Origin of the sequence: Chryseobacterium sp. Leaf405 (assembly GCF_001425355.1) — a bacterium.
GTDB lineage: Bacteria > Bacteroidota > Bacteroidia > Flavobacteriales > Weeksellaceae > Chryseobacterium.
Genome location: NZ_LMQN01000001.1, coordinates 66,904 through 85,406, shown reverse-complemented (window position 1 = coordinate 85,406; position 18,503 = coordinate 66,904). Strand labels below are relative to the sequence as shown.

General features: G+C 34.0%; 22 protein-coding genes. 9 read left to right on the top strand and 13 right to left on the bottom strand.

Annotated features, from left to right (window positions below; genetic code table 11):
* Nucleotides 1–225: 225 nt before the first annotated feature.
* Complete coding sequence (locus ASG22_RS00420; protein WP_055978893.1) at nt 226–642, top strand: nucleoside-diphosphate kinase; 417 nt, start codon at nt 226–228, stop codon at nt 640–642.
* 422 nt (nt 643–1,064) lie between these two features.
* Here the strand turns inward: ASG22_RS00420 and rpe are convergent, their stop codons facing one another.
* Nucleotides 1,065–1,715 (bottom strand): ribulose-phosphate 3-epimerase, encoded by a 651-nt coding sequence (gene rpe, locus ASG22_RS00415; protein WP_055978890.1) that lies wholly within the window; start codon nt 1,713–1,715, stop codon nt 1,065–1,067.
* Between the two features lie 327 nt (nt 1,716–2,042).
* Nucleotides 2,043–3,119, bottom strand: a complete 1,077-nt coding sequence (locus ASG22_RS00410; RefSeq protein ID WP_055978886.1) for a M42 family metallopeptidase — start codon at nt 3,117–3,119, stop codon at nt 2,043–2,045.
* A gap of 51 nt (nt 3,120–3,170) precedes the next feature.
* Here ASG22_RS00410 and ASG22_RS00405 point away from each other — a divergent pair, with 51 nt between their 5' ends.
* On the top strand, nt 3,171–3,875 hold the full coding sequence (locus ASG22_RS00405) for a DUF4294 domain-containing protein (protein WP_055978883.1): 705 nt from the start codon (nt 3,171–3,173) through the stop codon (nt 3,873–3,875).
* A gap of 30 nt (nt 3,876–3,905) precedes the next feature.
* Here the strand turns inward: ASG22_RS00405 and ASG22_RS00400 are convergent, their stop codons facing one another.
* Both ASG22_RS00400 and mnmD read right to left on the bottom strand, forming a co-directional pair.
* Nucleotides 3,906–4,322, bottom strand: a complete 417-nt coding sequence (locus ASG22_RS00400) for an NUDIX domain-containing protein (protein ID WP_055978880.1) — start codon at nt 4,320–4,322, stop codon at nt 3,906–3,908.
* Between the two features lie 156 nt (nt 4,323–4,478).
* Complete coding sequence (gene mnmD / locus ASG22_RS00395; protein ID WP_055978878.1) at nt 4,479–5,153, bottom strand: tRNA (5-methylaminomethyl-2-thiouridine)(34)-methyltransferase MnmD; 675 nt, start codon at nt 5,151–5,153, stop codon at nt 4,479–4,481.
* A gap of 84 nt (nt 5,154–5,237) precedes the next feature.
* Here mnmD and ASG22_RS00390 point away from each other — a divergent pair, with 84 nt between their 5' ends.
* The 5 genes from ASG22_RS00390 to ASG22_RS00370 all read left to right on the top strand — a co-directional run bounded on the left by ASG22_RS00390 (nt 5,238) and on the right by ASG22_RS00370 (nt 9,719).
* On the top strand, nt 5,238–6,308 hold the full coding sequence (locus tag ASG22_RS00390; RefSeq protein WP_055978875.1) for a branched-chain amino acid aminotransferase: 1,071 nt from the start codon (nt 5,238–5,240) through the stop codon (nt 6,306–6,308).
* Nucleotides 6,309–6,582: 274 nt separating this feature from the next.
* On the top strand, nt 6,583–7,092 hold the full coding sequence (locus ASG22_RS00385; RefSeq protein WP_055980201.1) for an FKBP-type peptidyl-prolyl cis-trans isomerase: 510 nt from the start codon (nt 6,583–6,585) through the stop codon (nt 7,090–7,092).
* An 81-nt stretch (nt 7,093–7,173) separates the two neighbouring features.
* Entirely contained in the window at nt 7,174–8,211 is a 1,038-nt protein-coding gene (locus ASG22_RS00380) for a peptidylprolyl isomerase (RefSeq protein ID WP_238586842.1), read from the top strand.
* Nucleotides 8,212–8,331: 120 nt separating this feature from the next.
* Nucleotides 8,332–8,901, top strand: a complete 570-nt coding sequence (locus ASG22_RS00375; RefSeq protein ID WP_055978868.1) for a hypothetical protein — start codon at nt 8,332–8,334, stop codon at nt 8,899–8,901.
* Nucleotides 8,901–9,719: a hypothetical protein gene (locus tag ASG22_RS00370; protein WP_055978865.1), complete on the top strand. Its 819-nt coding sequence runs from the start codon at nt 8,901–8,903 to the stop codon at nt 9,717–9,719. The genes ASG22_RS00375 and ASG22_RS00370 overlap by 1 nt, the downstream gene beginning before the upstream one ends.
* Nucleotides 9,720–10,014: 295 nt before the next feature.
* Here the strand turns inward: ASG22_RS00370 and ASG22_RS00365 are convergent, their stop codons facing one another.
* The 3 genes from ASG22_RS00365 to ASG22_RS00360 are packed head-to-tail and all read right to left on the bottom strand — an operon-like array spanning nt 10,015 to nt 11,004.
* Nucleotides 10,015–10,260, bottom strand: a complete 246-nt coding sequence (locus ASG22_RS00365; protein WP_131726126.1) for a hypothetical protein — start codon at nt 10,258–10,260, stop codon at nt 10,015–10,017.
* A 16-nt stretch (nt 10,261–10,276) separates the two neighbouring features.
* Nucleotides 10,277–10,417, bottom strand: a complete 141-nt coding sequence (locus ASG22_RS20930) for a hypothetical protein (protein WP_157844692.1) — start codon at nt 10,415–10,417, stop codon at nt 10,277–10,279.
* Entirely contained in the window at nt 10,399–11,004 is a 606-nt protein-coding gene (locus tag ASG22_RS00360; RefSeq protein WP_055978859.1) for a DUF6261 family protein, read from the bottom strand. The genes ASG22_RS20930 and ASG22_RS00360 overlap by 19 nt, the downstream gene beginning before the upstream one ends.
* A gap of 372 nt (nt 11,005–11,376) precedes the next feature.
* Here ASG22_RS00360 and ASG22_RS00355 point away from each other — a divergent pair, with 372 nt between their 5' ends.
* Both ASG22_RS00355 and ASG22_RS21595 read left to right on the top strand, forming a co-directional pair.
* On the top strand, nt 11,377–11,652 hold the full coding sequence (locus tag ASG22_RS00355) for a lipoprotein (protein WP_055978856.1): 276 nt from the start codon (nt 11,377–11,379) through the stop codon (nt 11,650–11,652).
* A gap of 10 nt (nt 11,653–11,662) precedes the next feature.
* Entirely contained in the window at nt 11,663–11,776 is a 114-nt protein-coding gene (locus ASG22_RS21595) for an NTF2 fold immunity protein (RefSeq protein WP_157844691.1), read from the top strand.
* Between the two features lie 44 nt (nt 11,777–11,820).
* Here the strand turns inward: ASG22_RS21595 and ASG22_RS00350 are convergent, their stop codons facing one another.
* The 6 genes from ASG22_RS00350 to ASG22_RS00325 all read right to left on the bottom strand — a co-directional run bounded on the left by ASG22_RS00350 (nt 11,821) and on the right by ASG22_RS00325 (nt 18,501).
* A complete protein-coding gene (locus ASG22_RS00350) occupies nt 11,821–13,173 on the bottom strand; it encodes a M28 family peptidase (protein WP_055978854.1) in 1,353 nt (450 codons plus the stop codon).
* Between the two features lies 1 nt (nt 13,174).
* On the bottom strand, nt 13,175–14,581 hold the full coding sequence (locus ASG22_RS00345) for a M28 family peptidase (protein WP_055978851.1): 1,407 nt from the start codon (nt 14,579–14,581) through the stop codon (nt 13,175–13,177).
* Between the two features lie 50 nt (nt 14,582–14,631).
* Nucleotides 14,632–15,876 carry a DUF1015 domain-containing protein gene (locus ASG22_RS00340; protein ID WP_055978848.1) on the bottom strand — a complete coding sequence of 415 codons (1,245 nt, stop codon included), beginning with the start codon at nt 15,874–15,876 and terminating at the stop codon, nt 14,632–14,634.
* A gap of 3 nt (nt 15,877–15,879) precedes the next feature.
* Entirely contained in the window at nt 15,880–16,842 is a 963-nt protein-coding gene (locus ASG22_RS00335) for a D-2-hydroxyacid dehydrogenase (RefSeq protein WP_055978846.1), read from the bottom strand.
* Nucleotides 16,843–16,966: 124 nt separating this feature from the next.
* Entirely contained in the window at nt 16,967–18,031 is a 1,065-nt protein-coding gene (gene serC / locus ASG22_RS00330; protein WP_055978844.1) for a 3-phosphoserine/phosphohydroxythreonine transaminase, read from the bottom strand.
* A 119-nt stretch (nt 18,032–18,150) separates the two neighbouring features.
* Nucleotides 18,151–18,501: a 4Fe-4S binding protein gene (locus ASG22_RS00325; protein ID WP_055978843.1), complete on the bottom strand. Its 351-nt coding sequence runs from the start codon at nt 18,499–18,501 to the stop codon at nt 18,151–18,153.
* Between the last annotated feature and the right edge of the window lie 2 nt (nt 18,502–18,503).

Genomic DNA, 18,503 nt, shown 5'->3' with positions numbered 1-18,503 from the left:
AAATTACGCAAACATTGATCAATAAAAAACCCAGCCGAAGCTGGGTAAAAACTAATAACCATGAAAACTCAAATTAAACATGAGAATCGAAATAGATTATACAATTACTGTGCCAAGATTTAATTCATGATTTCTTAATAAAAGTTATTTTTATGTTAAAGAAATTTTAAAATTAAAATCAAAGATATTTTTTGTACTTTTGCGCCATTAAAAAAATATTCATTTATGTCTAACATTACATTCACTATGATTAAGCCTGATGCTGTTGCAGACGGACATATCGGTGCTATATTAGGTAAAATCTCTGAAGGAGGATTCAAGATCAAAGCATTAAAATTAACTCAGCTTACAGTTGCTGATGCAAAAAAGTTCTACGAAGTACATGCTGAAAGACCGTTTTACGGAGAATTGGTAGAATTCATGAGTTCAGGACCAATCGTTGCTGCTGTTTTGGAAAAAGATAATGCTGTTGAAGATTTCAGAACTTTAATCGGTTCTACTAATCCGGCAGACGCTGCTGAGGGTACGATCAGAAAAATGTTTGCAAGAAGCATCGGAGAAAATGCGGTTCACGGTTCAGATTCTGACGAGAATGCACTTATCGAAGCTCAGTTTCATTTTTCAGGAAGAGAGATTTTCTAAGAAAAAAATAATTACAATAAAAAGTCCGGAGAATATTTTCTTCGGACTTTCTTTTTTTTAGGACATAATGTGTCATTTCGTGACAATGCTGCCATTGTTACTATATTTACAGTAAATATTCATTTTTAAATGAAAAATTTATCGGAAATATTTAAGATTCAGTAGTTTATGTGCCTACTAAAATATAAAAAAGCTGTTGAAAAATTCAGTTAAAATCAGGATTAGGTAGAAATACTTGCGTTAAAATTCAGTGTTTTTACGGATGTTTTGTATTGGATTTTTTTATGATCTTTACGCCAGAATTAAAACAGGAAAATTAAGATTAAAGTCTTTAAAACTAATAACCATTAAGACGAAATTTTCAACAAGAGTAAAGGCAGCTAAATCTAGCTGCCTTTTGTTTTTTATAATTTTGAAGGAATTTAAATCTTCAGTAATTCAATTGTTCTTTCCGGACTTTCTGCTGAAAACACCGCATTTCCTGCCACCAAAACATCTGCTCCGGCTTCGAAAAGTTTTCCTGCATTATCAAGATTCACTCCTCCGTCAACTTCAATCAAAGCAGTAGAATTATTGCTCAAAATCAAATCTTTGGTTTCTGCAATTTTCTTGTAGGTATTTTCAATGAATTTCTGTCCGCCAAATCCTGGATTTACACTCATTAATAAAACTAAATCTACATCAGCAATAATATCTTCCAACATCAAAACCGGAGTGGAAGGATTTAAAACAACTCCTGCTTTTGCGCCCAAACTCTGAATATGGTGAATCGTTCTGTGAAGATGTGTACATGCTTCATAATGAACCGAAACTAAGTCTGCACCGTGGTTTATAAATTCTTCAACATATTTTTCCGGTTCTACGATCATCAAGTGTACATCCACAAATTTCTTTGCATGTTGCTGCACCGTTTTCATCACAGGAAAACCGAATGAAATGTTGGGAACAAATCGCCCGTCCATCACGTCTACGTGAAACCAGTCTGCCTGCGAATTGTTAATCATTTCAATATCTCTTTGCAGATTCCCGAAGTCTGCGGCTAAAAGGGAAGGAGCAATAAGTTTCGTTTTCATTTTTACTTTACTTTTATTTTGATCTTTTAAAATGGATTAACCAACAGAAAATAATACAAGAAAATACCTGTAAATAGAATTGTTTCTATGACTGTTAATCGGATATTATTAATTTTAATAACTAATAATCTATCAATTATAAATAATCCTAAAGGGATGATGCTGAAAAATAATAACGTTTCCAGAACCATATTATATACTGAACCAGTTTTGGGAGGATCAAACAACTTATATATCATTAAAAAACCTATATAAATAAAGAATAAAGCTGTTATAATGGATATAAAAGTAGGCTTTCGGACTAAATGATAAAAGATTTTTTTCATTTTAATGATACTTCAGTTTCATTTCCGGTTGAATCTTCAGAAGTGTTTCGTAAATCAGTTGAATCACATTTCCTACATCTTCTTTTGAAACCATTTCTACAGTTGTGTGCATATATCGTAAAGGCAGAGAGATTAATGCACTCGGAACACCTCCGTTTGAATGTGCAAACGCATCAGTATCTGTTCCTGTAGCTCTGCTTGCTGCTGCTCTCTGGAAAGGAATTTTCTTATCTTTTGCGGTATTAATAATCAATTCTCTAATGGTATGATGAACGCTTGGTGCAAAGAAAACAACCGGCCCGTCTCCACATTTCTGATCGCCTTCTTTTTTCTTTTCTATCATTGGAGTTGTCGTGTCATGAGTAACGTCTGTTACGATGGCGATATTGGGTTTAATCGTATCTGCAATCATATCAGCACCATACAAACCAACCTCTTCCTGAACGGAATTGGTAATATACAACCCGAACGGAATTGTCTTTTTGTTTTCCTTTAAAAGCCTCGCCACTTCAGCAATCATAAAACCTCCAATTCTGTTGTCTAAAGCCCTGCAAACGAAATAACGATCATTCATTTCGAAAAACTCATCAGGATAAGTGATCATGCATCCAACGTAAATTCCCAATTCTTCAACTTCTTCTTTTGAAGTTGCTCCACAGTCGATGAAAATATTATCAATTTTTGGAGTTGGCTCATTTTGGTTAGCACTTCTTGTGTGAATTGCTGGCCATCCGAAAACGCCTTTTATAATTCCTTTTTCACCATGAATATGCACCACTTTTGAAGGGGCAATTGTCTGATCTGATCCTCCGTTTCTAATAACATAAATTAATCCGTCATCTGTAATATAATTGACATACCACGAAATTTCATCAGCATGAGCTTCAATAACCACCTTAAATTCCGCTTCAGGATTGATAATTCCGTAGCATGTCCCGTAATGATCTACCTCAATTTTATCAACGTAAGGTTTAATATAGTCCATCCAAACTTTCTGACCTTCATGTTCATATCCTGTTGGTGAGGATGTGTTTAAATATTTTTCTAAAAACTTTAAAGATTTCTTCTCAAATTTCATAAAAAGGAATGATTTTTGCGTTTAATTTTTGCTATAATAGGTGTAAAAATAATGAAATTTACTAAGATTGTTTGTCTTTTTATTTTCTTTTTAGGAGTAAATGTTTTTGGTCAGCAGGACTCGATTATCGCAGTTCCTTTGAGTCAATATCCGCAGGAACTTTTGAAAACGGATGAATTCGGAAAAAAATATTACTACGACGAAAGACAGAAAATGCGGGTATATGATATCAATGGTGAAACAGTTGTTGTGATGGATGAACTGGTTTTAGTAAACAAACCTAAATTCAATAATCAGCTTGATAGAAATTATTATTATTTTCTGAATAAAAAATTATACAGAGTATATCCTTTATTTTTAACGGCTCTTCAGCAATACAGAGATATTCAGGGCGAAATGACAAATCTGGATAGTAAAGCGAAGAGAAAGTACATGAAAGACCGACAAAATATATTAGCCGACCAGTATGAAAAGCAATTGAGAGATCTTACAACAACGGAAGGTCAGCTTTTTGCAAAGTTAATGAACAGAGCTACCGGGAAAAATGTTTATGAAATTATCAAAGAATTAAGAGGTGGATGGAGTGCTTTCTGGTGGAACGTGAAAGGTAAAATGGCAGATATTGATCTTAAAGACAAGTATGATCCTCATAAAAACAGAACCGATGAATATTTGGAGTCACTTCTTCAGTCCAATTGGAATTCTGGTTATTTGCAGCCTTATCCGGGAGCAAATACTTTTAAAGTTTACAAATAATATTTTAAATATAAAAAATTCCTGTAAAGCTTACAGGAATTTTTCTTTTAGCTTATCAAAAACAATTTTATCAATAGGTAAAGGAAATAGATTGTCAGAAGTATCGATGTCAATCCATTCTGCTTTTTCAATGCATGGATCGAGAATTAAAAAATCTTCTTCATTCACTATATTTACAATATAATATATGGTAAGCAATTGTTCGTTATCTCTGAAACGGGAAACCAAAAATTCTTCCTGAGTATAAAAGTGCTCTACAATTTCTATTTTTACATTAAGCTCCTCATCAAATTCACGATGTAAACATTCTATTACTCCTTCTCCAAATTCCAGTCCGCCACCCGGGAATTTCATTAAAGGTTCGCCGGCATATTCTTCAAATAAAGTCAAAACTTTTTTATCTTTCACAGCGCAGGCATACACTCTAATGTTGATCTTATCTATCATATATAATAATTTGTAAAGCTAATTTAGGAATTTTTAGAAAGAAGTTAGAATTTAGAAACTAGAAATTAGTTTTAATATGATGAATAATGTCTTTTTGATCTATATTATATATGTGTATCTCTTATTTACTAAGCTCTAACTTCTAATATCTAGCTTCTATAATTTAACAGCATTAATCATTTCTCTTTTCCCCGGAGGCCCCGCTTTCTTTTCTACTTTAAAATTAAGATCCTGAAGAATTCTTCTTACACTGCCTTTTGAAGAGTAGGTTGTTAAAAGTCCGTTAACCGCCATTTTGTCCGAAACCATTTCAAATAAAGGATTTTCCCAAAGATCAGGTTGCACCCTTGCGCCAAAGCAATCAAAATAAACAAGATTTATTTCGGGTAAGTCTATGTTTTTCAGATCAAAGAAGTCACATTGTATTTTTTTTAAATTGAATCCTTTAATGATTTCAACTGACTTTTCCCAATCTGATTGATGAACTTTTTGATAAATATTTTTGAATTCCGGGTTATCGAACAGCTCAAAATATGCCAAATCGTTCATTTCCGATTCATTTATTGGATATTTTTCAAGGGTAAAATAGTTGATGATATGACTTTTGTCAGTTTTTAAATATTCATTAATTGTCACCAAAACATTCAAACCTGTTCCAAATCCGAGTTCTAAAATATTAATTTCGTAATCATTAACTAAATTTAATCCGTTTTTGATAAACACGTGTTCTGCTTCTTGGAGCGCACCGTGATGAGAATGATAGTTTTCGTTTAATTCATTGATAAACAATGTTTTACTGCCGTCATTTGTGGTCTTAATTTCCCTTTTCAAGCTATTTTTTTACAAATTTACTCTAAAATTTTTATATTTAAATAATTATGTTAAATTTGTAGAACATCATAAAAAATTTTAGAAATGATAATTCAAAAAACTGAAAACTCCAGAATTTCTACATTCGACCCAAATAACTTTTCATTCGGAAATACTTTTATTGATCATATGGTGATCTGCGAGTATGAGAATGGAAAATGGGGAGATGTAAAATTGGTTCCTTACGGTCCTTTGGCATTTACACCGGCGATGATGGGTGTAAACTATGGGCAAGCTTGCTTTGAAGGTATGAAAGCTTACAAAGACAAAGACGGACAGGTTTTCCTTTTCAGGCCTGAAAAGAATTTTGAACGTATCAATAAGTCGGCGACACGTCTTGCAATGCCGGAAGTAACAGAAGAAATGTTTTTGGAAGGACTAAAAGCATTGGTTGACATCGACAGAGATTGGATTCCTCAGGGAGAAGGTATGTCTTTATATATCAGACCGTTGATTTTCGCTACAGAAGAAGCTTTAAAAGCGAGAGTTTCTGATAAATATATGTTTGCAATCGTTGCGACACCTGCAAAAATGTATTATACTGAGCCTGTTTCTGTTAAGATTTCTGATCATTATTCAAGAGCGGCAAGCGGTGGAGTAGGTTCTGCTAAAGCTGCCGGAAATTATGCTGCATCTTTTTACCCGACTCAATTGGCGATCGAAGAAGGATACGACCAAATTATCTGGACAGATGATGCGACTCACGAGTATTTCGAAGAAAGTGGAACAATGAATGTTTTTGTAAGAATTAACGATACGATTTTTACGCCACCAACTTCTGAGAAAATCTTAGATGGTGTTACAAGAGACAGTTTCATTACTTTAGCAAAGAAAAGAGGATTTGAAGTAAAAATAGAGCCAATTAAAGTAAAAGATGTTGTAGAAGCTCAAAAAAATGGAACTTTAAAAGAGGTTTGGGGAGTAGGAACAGCGGTTGTTACAACAGTTTTCCAGGCTTTGGGATATAACGGGGAGAAATTGGAATTACCAAGATTATCAGACGAAGAAAGCTACGCGGTGATCTTGAAAAACGATCTAGTAAATTTACAGACTAATCTTTCAGAAGATTCTTTCGGATGGAGAGTATTGGTTGATCACGTATTGGAAACAGTTTAATTTTAAACTTACAATCTATATAAAGTCGGGAATTTTCCCGGCTTTTTTTGTTCTGGAAATATTCACTTTTGTTATTTCTGAACAGAGCAAAGTGGAATGAAGAATCCAAATTATAATCATTGGAGATTCTTCCCTCATCAAAAGGATGGTAAGAAAAATTTTATTGGTTCAATTTTAAAATCAATTCAATTTTGAAAAATGTGGAAACTTTTATTTCAATAACTTCATCAAGTTTTGTAATTGATTCCCGAAATGTGTATTTTCGCAAATGTTTATGAAAAAAATACTCTTCATATCAGTGTTAAGTTTTTTGAGCTGTAGCAAAAATGCGCAGACTCATCCACCCATCGGCGGTGTTCTGAGCAAAGATGATCTGAATATTTCCAGAGAGAGGATGAAAAATCTTAATACTCAGGAAAGAATGCATATGCAGGAATGGATCAACGGACAGTCGGTGAGATATTATCCTACACAGCTTAATTACTGGGTAAGTACACAGGGTTTTGATCAGAGACAGAGAAGACAGGATGAAACTTTTATTTCGTATTCCTATGATCTTTACGATTTTGACGAAACTAAAATCTATGATCAGCCGATTGAAAGAAGAAATGCCAGATTCGGGCACTTTGATGAATTAAAAGCAGTAGAAGATGCATTGCGTTTTATACAGGATGGTGAGGAAGTTACACTTTTGGTTCCGTCTTCTTTAGCATATGGAACTTACGGTGATGAGAAAAAAATAGACAACGACGTACCATTAATCATAAAATTAAAAGCATTATAATCAATGAAATTGTTTAACAAGAATATAATTCTGGCGGCGGCAAGTATTTCGCTGATGAGTTGTACACCAATTTATAAAAAAATGAACGTAGACAAAGAAACTTACGAAGGTCTTAATGACGGACTTTATGCAAATCTTCAAACGACAAAAGGTAACCTTATCGTAAAATTTGAAGATAAAAAAGCACCTGTAACTGTGGCTAATTTTGTTGGTCTTGCAGAAGGAAAAATCGATAACAAAGCTAAGGCAAAAGGAGTTCCTTTCTATGACGGAACAATTTTCCACAGAGTAATCAAAGATTTCATGATCCAGGGAGGAGATCCTCAAGGAACAGGAATGGGAGATCCTGGATATAAATTTGAGGACGAGAAAAACGACCTTCAACACACAGGAAAAGGAATTCTTTCTATGGCGAATTCAGGACCAAATACCAACGGTTCTCAGTTCTTCATCACAGAAGTTGCTACCCCTTGGTTAGACGGAAAACACACGATTTTCGGAAAAGTGGTAAAAGGTAACGACGTGATCGATGCGATTGCCAACGTAGAAAAAGGAGCTCAGGACAAACCTAAAACCGATGTTGTTTTAGAAAAAGTTTCTGTATTCAGCAAAGGTGACGAGTATAAAAACTACGATCCTGCAAAAACTTTCACTGAAGGTAAATCTAAAATTGCAGAAAACAACAAAGCTGCAATGGCGAAAGCTGAAGCTGACAAGAAGAAAAAAGAGGAAGAATTCAAAGCTAACCAGGAAAAAATGGTTGAAGATTTGAAAGCAGGAATGCAAAAAACTGAATCTGGTCTTTACTATAAGATTACTAAAATTGCTGACGGGAAAGCTCCAAAAGCAGGAGATAATGTTTCTGTACATTACGCTGGTAAGTTAGTAGATGGAACTGAATTCGATTCTTCATTCAAAAGAAACGAACCAATCGAAATTCCTATCGGAATGGGAAGAGTAATCAAAGGTTGGGACGAAGGTATTCTTTTATTAAAAGAAGGTGAAACTGCAACTTTATTGATTCCGCCAGCAATGGGTTACGGTGCAAACGGAGCAGGAGGAGTGATCCCGCCAAATGCATGGTTAGTTTTCGATGTTGAGCTTGTAAAAGTAAAATAATTGAATCTTTAAGATATTTTGAAAAGCCATCCGTGAGGATGGCTTTTGTTTTTTTAAGCTAAATACTTGAAAATTAAGTTAAGTATACATAAGTATTAATTATTATTTGTAATTTTAAATATGAGTAAACTAAACCATGAAATAAAAGAAAATTTCACTTTTTTTGAAAAACTTTTTACTGAAGAAAAAATAATTTTTGACGAAGTAATTATTTTGAAAAATAAGGTTAATAATAAAAGATGGTCAGAAAGTAATTCTAAATGTAGCATTTCTTTAGAAATTGATGATTTGCATTTAATTGTAGAGAAACAAAAAGCAGATAAAAAATATCATATTAAATTAAGAACCTCAAAACTTTCACAAGAACCTTTTTTTAGATTTGATTCAGATGGACCAGCACATCGAAATAATGATGATAATATTCCATTAGCAGAACAGAAAGTAACTACACCTCATTTTAATTCTTTTAATAGTCTTGGAGTTTCTATCGCCTATAAAAATAAGGTATTACAAGATCAAGATCAAGCAGACATAATTTTAAATGATATTAATTTTGGAATGGCTTTATTTTGTCAAGAATCAAATTCGAAATTAAAAAATAATTTGTACCCTCAAGTTTTAGAAAATGATCTGCAACTTGATTTTGACTATGAGGAAATGTTTAATTTTGACTCTTTAAATTTTGATTAATGGATAAAGTAGATATAGCTGAAAAGATAAAAACGTCATTTTGTAATTTAGTAGCTATTAAAAATAGAAAAAAAACTCTTGAAGTTATAACGGGATATTCTACTATAAATAATAAGTTTATTTCTGTTTTTATTTATAGGTCAAATGAAGGTAAATATATTGTTACTGATTTTGGTTGGTTTGATCAAAACTATTATGATACGCCATATTATGATGAATCAGAAGACATACTAGTTAAAATTAAGAATACATATATTTACACTTATGATATAAAAAATACGAGTGATAAAGAAGGAAATATATATTATTATAAATCAACTTTTAATATTGAACAGATTCCGACTCTTGTTTATGATTTATCTAATTTTTTATTAGGTATTATTAATTCTTACTGTGTTCAATTCAAAGATGAAAAAGAAGAAAAAGAAAGAGAAACATTCAGAAAGGAGGCTGATTTATTCTTGAAAATTAACTACGAAGGTAGAGTTAAAATGAGAAAGCCATTAGATGATTTTAAAAATATTAAATTCAATGCGATTATTTATAAAGGTATGGAACTTAATTTAGTATCTTATGTAACAGGTTCAACCACAACATACTTTGAAAATGATTTAAGAAAATCTATAGTAAATTTTGAGATTTCAGAAAGATCATTATCTAAAAAAGATATTAAAAATAAAATATCAATAATAAATGATCAAAGTGAGGGATATAATGCGAATAAATCTGAAAGTCTAATAAATTTATTATCAGAAAAACTAACAGAACAACCAATTCTTTGGTCGGAAAAAGAAAGAATACTAAAAATATTAAATTAATCGTCTTTATCAAGGAGTTTTTATAATTTCCCTATTCCTACAAAAAATCTTATTTTCATATAAAAGAAGTAAATGAAAAAATTACTACGTTGCCTTTTCATATTTTAAATAGTTGTGATTTTTCGGGAAGTACAAGGTAATTTTTCAAAAATATTAAGCACAACTTTAGAATCCAGTTGAGAGAATTATTCTTATATTTAAAAGTATATATTGTTAAAATAAAAAGAAGTTACATACTAAAAACAAAAACCGCATCCAAAGGTGCGGTTTTTCAATACAATCAAACTAAAAAGTTTTACGAATGTCTGTCCATTCTTTTCTTTATATACAAGCTATTGCTTCTTTCACTTAATGAACTGATAAACATCAGACTGAATCCGACGTACACAACAAAAGCGATCAGGTAGACCATCAGATTGTTAAAACTGATTTTTGCTGCAAATACAAGCACCGAAAACAGTGCAAAACCAATTAATAAAATAATACTCAAAACTCTCATTTTCATTGAGCCTTCCTGGCTCTTAAACATATACTTCATCATACATTACTTTTAATTGTTAAACTACTTTTTTATGGTTATTTCTTCTCGACAGAACGACTGTTGAAAAGTACGTTCTGCCATTATTCAAGATTGCTAATACATCGGTGTAAAAAGGTTCGCTTTTTACGTTGGCTAAGGTTACGATGTAGTTCGCCATCTGTTTGTAATCGTGAGTGAGGATTTCCTCAATGCCTTGATATCATAAATCTCTTTTTGCGACGTCCGGTAAGAACGTTTGGCAAAAATTGTGTTGAAAGCCGAGTTGGAATCCGACAAATGATTGGCAAATTTCACGATGCTCAATACGGAAATATGGAAGCTATATTCCGCAGAGAGTAATTTTTCCACAAGTATATTCAGCCTTATGGTTTCCTCTTCATACGATGCATTCTGTACATTTTTGTACTGATCCAACAACATTTTTACGGTTGTATATGCATCTTTTTCTGCCTGAGTTTTTGCATATCTGTAAGGTTTCACAGCATCTTTCAGTGCCTGCAAATCGGCATCACGTACAGCGTCTGCATAAGCAATGGCTGCCGTTTCCTCACTTCTCCTGATCTGGTCAAGTGCGGTATTATAAACCGGAATTTGTTCCTGAATTGCCATAAGCAATCTACTAAAATCCGTATCCGTGTTTGCATCTAAAGATGAAGTGCTGAAATCTTCAAAGAAGCGGACAATTAATTGCCCAAACTCAGCGTGATGGAGCCTCTGAAGGTCCATATTGATTAATTTTTTCATCGTTTTGTGTTTTTAAATAATTTTTTTTCAAAGTTTTATGTAGCCATAATCATGCCAGAATTATATTTTAAGTGTTAATAATTAAATAGTTAAGAAAATAAATATCTTTTTATCTCACAGTATGAAGAGTGAATTAAACAAATTACTCGTTCGCTTCGTCCGAGATTGGGACGACACAAATTAAAATTAGTTTAAGTTTTCCCATGATGGGACGGAGAGAAATAGTTTTGATTTAGACTTTGCTAACGTGGGACTGGATGAAATTATTTCGGTTTGGATATTCCGATAACGGGATTATGTAAGGCTAATTTATTGAATAATAATCGCTGCTTTGAATGCTTAATTTTTATCTTTGGAGATATAAATTTAATTATGAAAAAAATATTTTCTCTTATAATAATTACGCTGTTCGTTTCAGGATGTATCCAAAATAAAGATTCGAATCTTTTTACAATTGCAGACAGCCAAGAAAGAAAATATGCAGAAGAAACATTAGAAGAAGTATTAACTAAAAATAAAGATCATAATTTTATTAATTCAGATACCAATATTATTGAAACTCCAGAAATCGCCGTAAAAGTTGCAGAACCCATTCTTTTCGGAATCTATGGTAGAAAAAATATCATAAATAAAACAAAGACCGTATAAAGTAAGTGAGTTGAAAGGATATTATATAATTGAAGGTATTTTACGCAGTGGCATTGGCGGAACTTTTTTGATTATTATGAATAAAAAGAATGCTGAAATTATTAAAATTACACATGGCGAATAGTATTTTATAAAAAAAACCGCCCATAACAGGCGGTTTCATATATTTTACCAATTCTTATCGATCATGTAAATAAGTTGTGTCAAAGTAGAGGCTCCAAGCAGTAATTCTCTTCTGTTTACCTTTTCAAACGTATCTTCCTCTGTATGATGAATATCAAAATAGCGTTGAGAATCAGGAACCAGTTCTGCCGTCGGAACGCCCAAATCATGAAGCGGATAAAGATCTGTCCCGGAATACGTTCCCGTAAAATCGTACACTCCGTAAGGTAAAAACAGCTTTGCCCAACTTTGTATCTGCATTCTTTTTTCATTATCCATTTCCAGGGAAATTCCTCTCGGAGTAAAACCTCCCGCATCAGTTTCTATCGCAAATAAATGTTTCTCGTTATTTTCTTTGGCTATTTTTCCATATTGAACGCCGCCTTTCACACCGTTTTCTTCATTCGCAAAACAGACAACACGGATTGTATGATTATTTTGAATTCCGAGGTTCTTAAAAGTTCTCAATACTTCAATACTCTGAACAATTCCTGCTCCGTCATCATGTGCGCCTTCACCCACATCCCAAGAATCCAAGTGTCCGCCGACAACAATGACGCTTTTGTCTTTTTTACCTGTAATCTCACCAATCACAGAGTGAGAGAGTTTCTCGCCTTTCATTCCACAATTAGAATTGAGTTTTGCAATGATTTTTTGAGATTGTAAAAGTTCAGCTAATTCATCGGCAACCGTATTCCCAATGGCAACGGCAGGAATTTTTTTGTCGTTTTCGTAACGCATCGCTCCTGTATGCGGAACATCGTCAAATGCTGAAGAAAGCGAACGGATGATCGCAAATTTTCCTCCTTTTCTCGCTGTTAATGAAGCGGCAGTTGTTCTGTATTTCGCAGCATCACTATATCCCTTAAAAGTTTCAATATAAGACTGACTGAAAGGATAATTAAAGAAAACTATTTTGTCTTTTACCTGTTCCGGCGAAAGTTTTTCGTATTCTTCCATGGATTTTACCATGATGATTTCTCCTGAAACATCTTTTCCACCTGTTCCTTCAGAATTTCCTAACGAAAGCATTTTTAAGCTTTTCCATTTTTCGCTGGAAGTTTTGATCTGTAAAGATTCTTTTCCCCGTATCCACACCGGAACCATCACGTCCTGAAGCCTCACTTTATCGGCTCCGGCATCACGAAGTTTTTGTTCTGCCCATTTTACCGCTTTTTCATAAGCTTCGGAACCACTTAAACGGTGACCAATATTTTTAGTTAAATCTCTTAATTCGGAGTATCCTTTTCCATTATTTAATATTTCTGTAGAAATTTTTGCAAATTGTATAGAATCTTCTTTCTGACCGAAGACTGCTATGCTCAGTAGTAATAGTGATGTTCCTAATATCTTTTTCATTTTACCAGTTTTTATCGATCATTAAGATCATTTGTGTCATGGCAACTGCGCCCAACAGAAGTTCTCTTTTATTTACTTTATCGAAAGTGTCTTCCACAGAGTGATGATAATCGAAATATCGTTGTGTATCTACAACCAGCTCTGCCAAAGGAATATCCATTTTTTTCAAAGGAGATATATCCTGAATGGCATCGGTTTGGTCGAAGTCATAGATACCGTAAGGAAGAAAATAGTTTTTCCATTCAAAAACCTGCCGTCTTCGCTGCGGTGACATATCTAATGAAAATCCTCTCGGAGAATAACCTCCGGCATCTGTTCCTAATGCAAAAACGTGTTTTTCTTCCTTTCTCTTTACGTACGCTGAGTACATTTCTCTGCCTTGTCCGCCATTTTCGCTATTGGCAAAAAGAACAACTCTTATGGTGTGATTATTTTCGTAGCCTAAAGCTTTCAGTGTTCTTAATACTTCGATACATTGTACTACGCCGGTTCCGTCATCAATAGCACCTTCGCCAAAATCCCAGGAATCTAGCTGAGCAGCCAAAAGAATCACTTTAGAATCTTTTTTACCCTGAATTTCACCAATGATATTAGGATTCGTTGTATCACCTTTAGATTCGGCGGTCATATTGATTTTTGCGGTGACTTTTTGCTTTTTTAATAATTTTTCAAGTTCATCAGCAGATCTTGCGCCAATTGACAGGGCAGGAATTTTCACCTTATCATCCGGTTCGTAATAGATCATTTTTGCGTGCGGAACATCATCATTAGCAGTTGTTAATGATCTTATAATTAAAGCTTTTGCTCCTGTTTTAGCAATAACAGATGCAGAAATTAATTTTGATTTTGCGGTAATTAAATAAGAATCACTGGTGTTGATAATCTTCGGATCCATGGGAAGATTCACGAAAACAATTTTATCTTTCAATTGACCAACTGACATTGCGTTAAGCTCTGAAGTTGTGGTTATTAAAACAATTTCACCGGTTAGATCTTTTCCGCCTGTTCCTTCAGAATTTCCAAAAGAAAGCATTCTGATATTTTTCCAGTCGCCGTTTGACGCTTTTATCTGTAGAGATTCGCGTCCCCTGATCCAGATCGGGGCTTTTGCTTCCATTCTCCAGATCATTGGAATACCAATGTCTTTTAGTTTTTTTTCTGCCCATTCCACGGCTTTTGCATAACCTGGAGTCGCACTGAAGCGTGATCCGACACCTCTTGTCAGTTCATTCAGATTATCGTAAGCCGTTCCGTTGGTCATGATTTCATCAGAAATCTTTTTAAATTCCTCATGATAATTGAATTTAGCCGTGACCGTAGGTTTCTTAAATGGATTTTTCTGTGGTTTTTTTTGAGAAAATAAAAATCCACCCAAAAAGAGTGGAATCATAATGAACGTTTTTTTCATTTTATTTTTCTTTTTTCCGCTGATAAAAGTAGCGAAAAAATAGTAATTTTTTAAGGTTTCATATCGTACATTAACAAGGCTGTAACCAATTTTGGTTCAATAAATGTACATTTCGGAGGCATACTGAGTTTCAGGTCTGAAATTTTAATCATATCATTAAAACTTACAGGGAAAATTCCGAATCCTACTTTTCCTTCTCCACTGTCTATTTTTTCTTTAATCTCAGCAATTCCCTGGAGATTTGAAGTTCCTTTGATGTAAGAAATTTTATCAGAACTGTCTGATTCTTCTATTTTTAGAATATTTTTAAAAATATATTTATCCAATAGATGATGATCCAGATTATCCAGAGACATATGTTGGGAACGAAGATCATGCTTTACGTGAAGAGAATAAAACTTACCATCAAGATACATTGAAATGTGGAATTTCTGCGAAGGAAAATATGCCGTTTCTCCTTTTTCGTGAATTAAAAAATATTGTTCCAATTCTTTCAAAAATTCTTCAGTAGACAATCCGTTAAGATCCGACACAATTCTGTTGTAGTCATGAATTTTAATGGATTGGTTGGAAACAATAAAACTGTAAACAAAATTATACAATTCCGTACCGTTATGTCTCTTGTTTTTATCTTTCTGATGTTTTGCATTAAGAGCCGTAGAACCGATTCTGTGGTGACCATCAGCAATATAGAAAGACTCGATCTGATCGATAACTTCCTTAAATTGCTGAAGTTTTAAACGGTTATCAATTCTCCAGATTTTATGTCTGATGCCTATTGAATCTACATGATTAAAAATCGGAACATTTTTCTCTTCATGATTCATCAACAGCTCAATCTTAGAATTGGCAGGATAGGTAAGCAATACCGGTTCTGCCTGAATGTTTACTTTTTCAAGATAATGTGCCAGTTTCTCTTTCTTCTGAGGAATGGTACTTTCATGTCTCTTGATTTTGCCAGCCCAGAAATCTTCTATGCTTGCCAATCCTAAAAGCCCTCTGAAAACCTGTTTGTTGGGATAGATCTGCTCATAAAGATAATAGGAAGAATTGTCCTGAACGAGTTTTTTCTCTTCCACGAGTTCTTCAAATGTAGAACGTATTTTCCTTAAATTCCTGTCTATATCTTTTGATTTACTTACAACATATGGCTTAATCATATTGATATAAGTATCTTCAACTTGAGCTTTTTCCGCTATCTGTTCCTGAGTAAAATTATCCAGAGGGTGAGTAGGGAAAGTGCTCTCATGATCTTTATGAGGTCTTATTCCACGAAAGGGTTTAAAAATAGGCATATTTTATAGTATGGTTTCTTTAATCTTAATAATCTGTTCTGCAAGTTCGATTCCGATTTTTTCCTGAGCATCCACCGTATTTCCTCCGATGTGCGGAGAAAGCGACAGGGCAGGGTTCATCAGCAAAAGCACTTCCGGATTGGGTTCTTTTTCAAAAACATCCAGTGCGGCACCTGCTACTTTTCCTGACTCAATAAAATCAATCAGAGCAACTTCATTCATTACACCACCTCTTGCAGTATTTGCTATATAGACTCCGTCTTTCATTTTTTCAAACTGAGGCGTATCTATGATATATTCGTTCGTTTTCGGAGTATTGATACTGATAAAATCTGCATCTTTCAGAAATTCATCCATATCATTTATTGAAGTAATTTCAAAGTCTACCGACTGTCCGTCAAAGAAACTTAAGGTTAGAACTTTAGTTTTAGGCTTTCTGGTTAATACTTTAACTTTCATTCCTAAAGAAATTCCTATTTTTAATACTTCCTGACCAATACTTCCAAAACCAATTACTCCTAATGTTTTTCCTGAAAGTTCATACGCATGAGCAAACGATTTTTTCATGGCATTGAAATGAGTTTCTCCTTCCAATGGCATTAATCTGTTGGATTCATGAAGAAATCTTGCCAAAGAAATAAAGTGCCCGAAAACCAATTCTGCAACCGATTTTGAGGAAGCAGTCGGAGTATTGATGACCGTAATTCCTTTGCTTTTAGCATATTCAACATCAATGTTATCCATTCCGATGCCACCTCTTCCGATAATTTTCAGAGTCGGGCAGGCATCGATAAGATTTTGCCTTACCTGTGTCACACTTCTTACCAAAAGAACGTCTACATTATTCTCGTTGATGAAATTAATGACATGATCCTGTGCCACTTTATGGTCCAGAATTTCTATACCTGCATCTTTCAATGCCTGTGTTCCTGATTTCGAAATTCCGTCGTTAGCTAAAACTTTCATGGTTTTTATTTAAAATTATACAAAGATGAGAAATGAATAAAAATCATCAATTCCCTGACTTTAAAGGAAAATATTAATTTTCAGGTACCTCAATCTTTCAATTTTTTAAGCCGTCTAATATAAGTTATTTTATTGACTTCATGACATCCACCAAAACCTGCACGCTTTCAATTGGTAAAGCGTTGTAAAGACTTGCTCTGTAACCTCCTAAACTTCTGTGTCCGTTTAGTCCGCTGATGCCTGCAGCTTTCCATGCAGCATCAAATTCTTCTTTTTTGCTGTCGTCGATAAGCTTAAAAGAAACATTCATTAAAGAACGGTCTTCTTTTACGCAGAACGTCTCAAATAAAGGATTGCTGTCGATTTCGTTATATAAAAGTTTTGCTTTTGCTTCGTTTCTTGCTTCAGCGGCGGCAATTCCTCCGTTGTTTTCTAAATGTTGTAAAGTCAGCAAAGATGCATAAACAGGAAAAACCGGTGGTGTATTGTACATAGATTCTTTCGCAATATGCTGAGAATAATCTAAGATGGAGAACATATTTTCTCTTCCTGTTTTGCCTAAAATTTCTTTTTTGATAACGACTAAAGTTACTCCTGCAGGTCCCATATTTTTCTGAGCCCCTGCGTAGATTAAATCAAATTTAGAAAAATCTAATTGTCTTGAGAAAATATCAGAACTCATGTCACAAACCATCAAAGTATCAACTTCCGGGAAAGATTTCATTTGAGTTCCATAGATCGTATTGTTTGAAGTACAGTGGAAATAATCATATTCTGAACCAACCGTATAATCTTTCGGAATGAAAGAATAATTTTCTTCTTTCGAAGAACCTACAACGTCTACCGTTCCTACTTTTTGAGCTTCTTTAATGGCTCCCGCAGCCCAGGTTCCTGTATTGGTATATGCTGCTTTTCCGCCAACTTTCATCAAGTTGTAAGGAACCATTGCAAATTGCAGACTTGCACCGCCTCCCAAGTATAAAACTTCATAATCATCACCCAAATTCATCAGTCTTTTTACAATCGCACGCGCTTCGTCCATTACAGCTACAAAATCTTTACTTCTATGAGAGATTTCAAGAAGAGAAAGTCCGATTCCGTTAAAATCAAGGATAGCCTGTGCTGATTTTTCGAATACCTCTTGAGGTAAAATACATGGTCCTGCGCTGAAGTTATGCTTTTTGCTCATATTTTTACTTTTTTGGTTGCTGTAAAGGTTTTTGTCTTACAGCTATATTTTGGTTTATGATTTAAATTCTGATTTTTTGATATAAAAAACCGCCTCATGCTGAATGAGACGGCAGTTTTTTATTCTCCGTGCAAGAATGCTTTTTTGCTAAGCAGTGCTTCTTCAGATTCTACATGATCCTCATCCGGAACACAGCAATCTACCGGACATACGGCCGCACACTGTGGCTCTTCGTGGAAGCCTTTACATTCTGTACATTTATCTGTTACAATGAAATAAACATCGTCACTTACAGGTTCTTGCGGCGAATCTGCATCCACAGTAAGACCTGATGGTAATGTTACGGTACCTGAAAGTTCGGTACCTTCGGAAGCTTTCCAATCTACGGCTCCTTCATAAATTGCATTGTTAGGACACTCTGGCTCGCAGGCGCCACAATTAATGCATTCATCAGTTATTTTAATAGCCATCG